8 protein-coding genes are annotated in these 8,712 nt (G+C 37.9%); 7 read left to right on the forward strand and 1 reads right to left on the reverse strand.

Features of this window, described 5'->3' with window-relative positions; genetic code table 11:
- Positions 1-642: hypothetical protein (locus ACIQZA_RS21905; RefSeq protein WP_402883777.1), on the forward strand; the 642-nt coding region annotated here is incomplete at its 5' end.
- Positions 643-727: 85 nt separating this feature from the next.
- On the opposite strand, the gene ACIQZA_RS21910 is transcribed toward ACIQZA_RS21905, so the two are convergent.
- Positions 728-1,813 carry a glycosyltransferase gene (locus ACIQZA_RS21910; protein ID WP_402883776.1) on the reverse strand — a complete coding sequence of 362 codons (1,086 nt, stop codon included), beginning with the start codon at positions 1,811-1,813 and terminating at the stop codon, positions 728-730.
- 191 nt (positions 1,814-2,004) lie between these two features.
- Here ACIQZA_RS21910 and ACIQZA_RS21915 point away from each other — a divergent pair, with 191 nt between their 5' ends.
- The 6 genes from ACIQZA_RS21915 (at position 2,005) to ACIQZA_RS21940 (ending at position 8,568) form a co-directional block, all read left to right on the forward strand.
- Positions 2,005-2,973: a YncE family protein gene (locus tag ACIQZA_RS21915; RefSeq protein WP_400937844.1), complete on the forward strand. Its 969-nt coding sequence runs from the start codon at positions 2,005-2,007 to the stop codon at positions 2,971-2,973.
- Positions 2,970-3,653 carry a response regulator transcription factor gene (locus ACIQZA_RS21920; protein WP_400937841.1) on the forward strand — a complete coding sequence of 228 codons (684 nt, stop codon included), beginning with the start codon at positions 2,970-2,972 and terminating at the stop codon, positions 3,651-3,653. Before ACIQZA_RS21915 ends, ACIQZA_RS21920 begins: the two co-directional genes overlap by 4 nt.
- Positions 3,650-5,038 carry a sensor histidine kinase gene (locus tag ACIQZA_RS21925; protein WP_402883774.1) on the forward strand — a complete coding sequence of 463 codons (1,389 nt, stop codon included), beginning with the start codon at positions 3,650-3,652 and terminating at the stop codon, positions 5,036-5,038. The genes ACIQZA_RS21920 and ACIQZA_RS21925 overlap by 4 nt, the downstream gene beginning before the upstream one ends.
- Before the next feature lie 3 nt (positions 5,039-5,041).
- Positions 5,042-5,554: a FixH family protein gene (locus ACIQZA_RS21930; protein ID WP_400937836.1), complete on the forward strand. Its 513-nt coding sequence runs from the start codon at positions 5,042-5,044 to the stop codon at positions 5,552-5,554.
- 137 nt (positions 5,555-5,691) lie between these two features.
- Positions 5,692-6,264 (forward strand): TetR/AcrR family transcriptional regulator, encoded by a 573-nt coding sequence (locus ACIQZA_RS21935; protein ID WP_400937834.1) that lies wholly within the window; start codon positions 5,692-5,694, stop codon positions 6,262-6,264.
- Between the two features lie 114 nt (positions 6,265-6,378).
- Positions 6,379-8,568, forward strand: a complete 2,190-nt coding sequence (locus ACIQZA_RS21940) for a YhgE/Pip family protein (RefSeq protein WP_400937831.1) — start codon at positions 6,379-6,381, stop codon at positions 8,566-8,568.
- Positions 8,569-8,712: the final 144 nt, after the last annotated feature.

Raw genomic sequence — 8,712 nt, forward strand, 5'->3', positions numbered from 1 at the left:
GTAGCGCCAGTAGAGCCAGTAGAGCCAGTAGAGCCAGTAGAGCCAGTAGCCCCAGTAACACCAGTAGCCCCAGTAACACCAGTAGAGCCAGTAGAGCCAGTAGAGCCAGTAGAGCCAGTAGCCCCAGTAACACCAGTAGCGCCAGTAGATCCAGTCGCCCCAGTAACACCGGTAGCCCCATTAACACCAGTAGCGCCAGTCGCCCCAGTAACACCGGTAGCCCCATTAACACCAGTAGCTCCAGTTTCACCGGTAGTCCCAGTAGAGCCAGAAGCGCCAGTAGAGCCAGTAGCGCCAGTAGAGCCAGTAGCGCCAGTAGCGCCAGTAGTCCCAGTAGAGCCGGTAGCGCCAGTAGCCCCAGTAACACCAGTAGCGCCAGTAGCCCCAGTCATCCCAGTAGCGCCAGTAGATCCAGTCGCCCCAGTAGCGCCAGTAGCCCCGGTAGCCCCGGTAGCTCCTGTTGGGCCAGTTCTTCCAGGTTTAATAGGCCGAACAGGACAGCTTGGAGCACAAGGATTACAACAACACGGGAATGTATTACATTTGCTGCAAATTCTATTGTTAAATTGTCCGAAATGCATTGTTTCACCTCCTCTCTCAAATAGCGTATTCATAGAGGGAAAAGATGAAATAGACAGTTAACTACTTGTTTAATCTAAAAATATCAATAGCGATAAAAGTATTTTTTCATCACGGTTTAATAACAACCCATTAGTATAGAAGCTATTTAAGATGTTTCATTCTCTTTATTTAAAATACGATCAAAATATGTTTTATTGTGAAGTATTTTTTCGTCATTTGGTAAAAAGGATCTGGCTAATTCATTATGTGCGTTGGCAGTTTCATAGTGTTGTAACCGATCAAAGAGGACACATAGTTGTAAGTGGGGTAACCATGTTGTAAAGGTTTTATTTTGAAAAGGGGCGTTAGAAATTTGTTTGATGTTAAGCGCTTGTTCATACCAAAAGATTGCTTCATAGGTTTTGGCTTGTTCCATAAAAATAAAACCAAGTCTACAACACGCTTCAGGACGCGGAATACCGTATTCAAAGCTTCTTAGAATGGAACTCAAATTATTTTCGGGATCATTTAAATGAGAATAACAGTCTGCTAATTTGAAACAGGCTGTAATATTATCTTCTACCCAGCCTAATTTTGAAGTTAAAAACGTTTCATAGTAAAATATTGCGTCCTCAAATTGTCCGTGATCTAGTAATTCATTTGCGTAATAAAATGTATCTCGTGGAGTGAGCGGTTCTCCTGAGTCAACTAATTGCTTATAGATATTAATATTTCGTGAATGATCGTGACTAAGTGGTAAATGACTGACAGCGATATTACTATCCAATAGTTTCCCACCGACTGCTAAATATTCGTGTACGGCACCTATCCATTGGAATTGTTTATCTCTTCTTACTAAGCGATATCTTCTTAATAGAGAGCTTACATTTCCTTCATTATCAAAACTTAAATTATAATTCATTGAAATGGCATCTATATCAAGGGTCAGGGATTCTTTTAGTGCTTTAAATTTTTCCTGATCCTCCTCTAATAATACGTCATCTGCATCTAGCCATAAAATGTACTCCTTTGTTGCTTGTTGGAATGAAAAATTTCTTGCAGCTGCAAAATGATGAATCCACTCAAAATCAAAAATACGATCTGTAAACTCTTTAACAATTTGCTTTGTATTGTCGGTAGAGCCAGTATCGATGATATTAATCTCATCGACTAAGTCTTTTACAGATGTTAGACATCTACCGATGACAGCTTCTTCATTTTTCACAATCATACATAAGCTAATGGATACCATAAAGTTGATTCCTCCTTACCATAATCTATGTAGTATATGTGCTACTATAATTTTGGATTGGATAAATGCTCGTAAATGTAAGCATTACATAATAATAATTGTGAAATTTGCTTGTTTTCTTTGTCATAAATTTACCTCTCAAGTTTCACGTGAATTTCACAATTGTGAAGTATAGTTAAGAAACAGAGGTGATGATGTTGAAAAAATGGGCAATTTTCATTTTTTCTTTAGTACAGCTAGTATTGCTAGTAGGGTGTACGGAGAAATCGTTTGAGCCTATTGAACGCGATCAGAATTTTGTAGCATCCTTAAATATACAAGAGCCTTCTCTAGATTTTATCGATGAACAAGGTAATGTGAAAGCAACATGGTTATTAGATAAAGCTTACTCGGGGGCAATTCTCCTCGGAAACGATCGTGTGTTATTGTATGGTCATCAATTAAATGAATTTGACATCTATACATTATCAACTGGAAAGAAGCTCTATTCCAAAAAAGTACAGCTTGGCTCAACGAATGCGTATTATGCTGAAAATAGAAAACAGTTTTTTATTGCGAATAGCAAAACGAATACAGTGACAAGCTTTGATGAAGAGGGCAACGAACTGGCAACTCAGAAGCTTGGTAATTATCCTATGTCAATGGCGGCCTATAAAGATAAGCTATATGTGATTAATTATAAAGATACGAAATTATCGGTGTTAAATATTGAGAATCTAGAAATTGAACAAGAGTGGCCGATTCAAAAATCATCACATGGCATAGCAATTCTTGAAGAGAAAAATGAACTATGGATTGGTGGCCATGGAGAAGGAAGTAAACCGAATAGCTCTGTTAAAAAATATGATCTTATAACAGGCGTCAAACATGGGGAGATAGCAATGCCTTTAATGCCTGTTGGATTAACCAAAACAAAGGATGCTGTTCTCGTTGTTAGTCATGGCCGTAATGCATTATATGTTGCCGACTTTGATGGAAATGTGAGATGGCAGCAAGAGGTAGGAGCTAATCCGTTTGTCGTAAATCAGTTTAAAGATTATATTGTTGTCGCTGGTTATGATGACCATACTTTGTATTTTATAAAAGAAGGTCAGGTGAAAAAAACAGTTGATGTGGGGAAAGGTGCATTTCAATTGTTAGTGAGGGAGGAAAAAATGTGACAACTGTATTAATTGTTGATGATGAGCAAGATATGCGTAATTTAATAGAAATGATGCTCCATAATGCAAAAGTTGAGACCGTAACAGCAGCAAGTGGTACAGAAGCCTACGATATAATTGTACGCGAAAAAATTGATTTAGTTCTACTTGATGTGATGATGCCGCACGAAGATGGCTTTGCGGTTTGTCAAAGTATACGTGCGATGTCGAATATACCAATTATTTTTCTAACAGCACGTGATGCAAATGAGGATAAGGTAAAAGGCTTAACAATTGGCGGAGATGATTATATTGTAAAACCCTTTACAAATGATGAACTAGTTGCGCGAATCCATGCTGTGCTAAGAAGAAGTGGTACTAATATTGAAGACTTGCAGCAAAAATATGTGATATTTGGACCTATTAAAATAGATGAGATTGCACGCAAGGTATCTGTAGATGGAAAGAGTGTTCCACTTACGTTGAAGGAATTTGAACTATTACATTTATTTATGAATAATCCTGGAAATGCTTATACGAGGGAGCAATTACTAGAACGCATTTGGGATATTGATTATGTAGGGGGGACAAGAACTGTTGACACTCATATAAAAACCTTACGTCTAAAGCTTGGAAAGGAAGCGGCGGGGCATATTCAAACCGTCTGGGGAGTGGGCTATCGCTTTGATCCTGGCGAATGAAAAAAATTTCAACACGCATTTGGCTATTAATCTTTGCATTTTTGATCATTACCGTTGTCTTTATGTATGTCCTGACAGATTATTTATATGAAAGACTTTATGTAGAAGACACAGAAGAGATGATGGTAGAAGTAGGGACAAAGCTACAAACGATGTATACCGGTAGTAAGGTAACGGATGAATTTATTGCAGATATTGAACATTATGCCAATTATTCGAATTTGAATATTTTTGCAGTAAGAAATCCGCGAGAACTAAGTGCCTGTGTGCCGTTTGATATAGATTTCGAAACATTAATTGGTCCAGAAGAACGACAGCAATTACTTGCGGGTGAATATGTACAAAAAATTGGATATGAACCCCGATTTGATAGACAGCTAATTTCTGTAGTACTGCCGCTAGTGGATCAAAATAGGCTCGAAGGGATTATTTATATATACTTCCCTCTAGCAAAAATTAGTGAGTTAGCGAATAATGAAGTTATTTTCTTATTTGTCAGCGCCTTTATATTTTTACTTGTCATCAGCTATTTAATTTATAAAGGAATTCGACATATTATGCGACCATTAAGTAATTTACAAAGAGCTGTTGAGCAAATGTCATACGGAAACTATGGAACGCGTGTGCCAGTTCATTCGAAAGATGAAATCGGAAGGCTATCGAGCACCTTTAATCAAATGGCAGAGGCAATCCAACAAGAGGATGAGGCTCAAAAGACGTTTTTGGCGACAGTTTCACATGAATTACGGACACCTATTAGCTATGTAAAAGGTTATAGCGAAGCGATGCAGAAAGGTATTATTCCAGAACATCAAAAAGAGGAAACGATCCAGCTCATAGTACGTGAGGCAAATCGTATGGAACGTTTAACGAATGAATTGCTTCAACTTGCTCGTATGGAAAATGAACAAGCAGAAATTACTTTATATCCAATTCCTCTTGCCGAAACATTACGTGAGGTTCAAAAAATATTAACTCATCAGGCAGAGAAGAAGAACATTGTACTCCATTTAGATGCTGATGATGCATTAATCATCCAAGCGGATGAAGTAAAGCTGAAACAAATTTTTATTAATATTATTGAAAATGCCATTAATTACTCGTATGAACAGTCAAAGGTTGAAATTACTGCCTTAGAGAAGGATGCTAATGCACAAATTATCATTAAGGATTATGGAATGGGTATTCCTCAAGAGGATTTATCGCATGTAACCGAGCGTTTTTATCGTGTTAACAAAGCGCGGAGCCGAGCAGATGGTGGTAGTGGACTAGGCTTGTCAATTGTTGAACAATTGTTGAAGCAGTTACATGGCAAGATTGAGATTGAAAGTGAAGTTGAAAAAGGTACAGTTGTAAAAATCACATTACCGTTAATGGAGGAATAAAACATGAAAAAATGGTTATTGGCATTAGTTGCAGTATCTGCACTATTAGTAGGTTGCGGAGAAAAGAAAGAGCCAGCAGCTCTACCAGAGCCTGAAGTGGCTCCAATACCAGAAGTTGAAATTTTAACACCGAAAGAAGTAGCGATCAATAAAACAATTGATCTTGCGGCGCAAGTTGTACAAGGTGGCAAAAAAGTTGATGATGCAGTTGTACAATTTGAGGTTTGGGAATCTGGTAAACGTGATCAAGGGCAAATGATTGACGGTAAATTAGAGAAAGATGGCGTTTATAAAGCGACGACTACATTTGACCACGATGGGGTATATTATATGTATGCTCATACTACTACAGGCAATGGTGTTCATAGTATGCCGAAGCAACAAATTACTGCTGGTAGCCCTGATATGACGAAAGTTTTACCAGAGGATGAAAAAGCAAATAACAATAGTATGGATCATAACATGATGAATCACGGTAATGATACTTCTGAGCATAGTGATCATGAAAAAAAGTGAAAAAAATCACAATTAATGCTTGCATTATTTTTAAAATAGGAATATGATAATGACCAGATGACCGGAATGGTTTTCTGGTCATTATCATTTTCGTGTACAAAGGCATGTACATAATATAACAGGAAAGGATGTTACTAATGGATCGTAGACAGGAAATTCTTGAAGCAGCTGCAAAATCCTTTACATTGTTTGGTTACAAGGCAACAACAATGGAGCAAGTGGCTAAAATTGCTAACGTCGGTAAAGGGACGATTTACACATTCTTTGCAAATAAAGAAATTTTATTTCAAGAGATAGCTATGTCACTTGTACGAGAGATGCAAGCTGAAGCAGATGCAGTGTTGGATGCATCCGCTAGCTTTATGGACAATGCGCATAATGCTTTAATGAAAATGCTACAGTTCCGTGAAAAACATCTTTTATTTGCGAAGTTATTAGAGGAAGAAAAGGAGCTACGAACGCCAGTAGTTAAACAAGCTTTAGTTCGCATTGAGACTGAAATTTTATCCTACGTTACAGAATTAATTCAAAGACGTATCGATAAAGGAGAAATTAGAGATTGTGATGCAGAATTAGTAAGCTTTCTGTTGTTAAAGGCGTATCTAGCATTTGTCGTTGATTGGCATGAGCTACATGGCGACATTATTCCTGAAGAAAAGATATTAAATCTTTTCAAGGAAACAATCTTCCGTGGGCTAATTCTAACTTGATTCGGCTGAGCTAAAGGTGAATCAATGATAGTCTAGTGAGGATTTAGTTTTTTTTTTGAATAAAAATGACCGACGGACGTTTTCGGTCAAATATTATAGGAGTGAAGAAAACTTATGATTAAAGCTGAGTGGCTTAAAATCTTAAAGACAAGAAAAATGCTTGTTTCAATAATCGCTGTATTATTTATCCCAGTCATGTACGCAGGCATGTTCTTATGGGCGTTCTGGGATCCGTATGAAGGCTTGCCTAATTTACCAGTAGCTGTTGTCAATGAAGATAAGGGCGCAGAAATGGAAGGGGTTAAATTAGATCTAGGGAAAGAATTAGTCGATAAGCTTGTCGATAGTAACGAGTTTAAGTTTATTGACGTTTCCAAAGAAGAAGCTGAAAAAGGCTTACATGGTCGAGACTATTATATGATTCTAGAAATTCCAACAAATTTCTCAGAGCATGCGACTACGTTATTAGATGACAAACCTTCTAAACTAGTTATGAATTATATTCCGAATGAAGGATTGAACTTCCTTGGTGCACAAATTGGTGAAACAGCAATGGACCGTGTACGTGCGGAAGTGAATTCAAAAGTATCTGCTACTTATGCAGAAAAATTATTTGATTCTATTACAACACTTGGAGATGGCTTTACAGAAGCTGCAGATGGCTCAAGTAAGCTAGATGAAGGTGCTAAAACTTTAGCGAATGGTGCAAAAGATTTAAAAGGTTATCTTGAGAAACTAGCATCAAGTACAGTTGAATTGTCAAACGGTGCAGATAAAATTACTAAAGGTGCTGGAGATGCTGCAAAAGGTGCAAATGACTTATCTACTGGTCTAGTAAAATTACAAGACGGTACAGTACAGTTACAAAATGGTGCACAGCAAGCAGCAACAGGAGCATCAAGTCTTTCACAAGGTGTATCACAATATACACAAGGTGTAGCGCAAGTTCAAGCAGGTTTAGCTACACTTAGCGATAAACAAAAACAAATTAGTACAGGCGCAGCTTCAATCGCTGATAATGCAGGTAAATTAAATGGTGCAGCAGGCCAATTAACAGCGGGTTCTGCAAAAGTAGCAGAAGGCATCACAGCTTTATCTAATCAATTACAAGGCATGATGGCTTCATTGCCTGAAGAGCAAGCGGCAGTATTAAAACAAACATTAGCAGAGCTACAAGCAGGAAGTGCAAGCGTGCATAATGGTTTAGGTTCTTTAACTGCTGGTACAGGTCAATTACAAGCTGGTGCTAATCAATTAAGTTCTGGTGCATCGCAAATTGCAGCAGGTCAATCACAAGTGTTAGCGGGCGCTAATGCATTAACATCAAAAAGTGGTGCATTAATCGAAGGAGCAAAAGGTCTCCAAGCTGGTAATGCAACACTTGCTCAAAAATTAGGTGAATTAAATGCTGGTGTTAAGACAGCCGTAACAGGTTCTAAAACATTGGCTTCAGGTTTAAATCAGCTAGCAAGTGGTTCAACAACATTGAATCAAGGTACATCAACACTTGCCTCTAAATCAGGTGAATTAGCAGAAGGTTCTAAAACGCTTGCTGATGGTACTACTGAACTTGTAGATGGTACATCAACTTTATCTAGCAAACTAGGTGAAGCAAGTGAAAAAGCAAAAGAAGTTCATTCAAGTAAAGACACATATGATATGGTAGGTAGCCCAGTAGAGGTTGATAAAGAATCTGTTAACCATGTACCTAACTATGGAACAGGATTCTCACCATACTTTATTTCTCTTGGTTTATTCGTTGGTGCGTTATTAATCTCTATCGTTTTCCCACTTGTGGAACCAGCAATTCGTCCAAAAAATGGAGCAGCTTGGTTTGCAAGTAAAGCTTCAGTTTTAGCAATAGTCGGCTTAATTCAAACTATATTAACAGTGGTTATTGTAAAATGGGGCTTAGGCCTTGAAGTAAACAATTTCGGATACTTCTTCCTAACAGCATTATTAACAAGTTATGTTTTCTTAGCTTTAATTCAAATGTTAGTATCTATTTTCGGTGATCCAGGACGCTTCATGGCGATTGTTGTATTAATTTTACAACTTACAACAAGCGCGGGTACATTCCCACTTGAGTTAATCCCATCACCATTGCAAGTATTTAATAAACTATTACCAATGACATATACTGTTTCAGCATTTAAAGCAAGTATCTCAACTGGTGATACATCATTCTTAATGCAAAACTACGGAATTCTAGCAGGCTTCCTAGTAGCATTCTTAGCTATTACTTTCGGTTATTTCATGTTACTACACACGAAACGTTACTCAAAAGTAGCTGAAGAAAACTAAAAATAGGAATTTTTTACACCCACCAATATTGGTGGGTGTTTTTTTTTGGTGTGCGCCCGGCATGCGCAACAACTTGGTGGTGAAAGTCCACTACAGGCTTGGCAGTAGGAACTGTTAGCGAAAGACAAGGGTGTCCATGGTGAC

The organism is Lysinibacillus sp. NPDC096382 (assembly GCF_044762845.1).
Classification (GTDB): domain Bacteria; phylum Bacillota; class Bacilli; order Bacillales_A; family Planococcaceae; genus Lysinibacillus.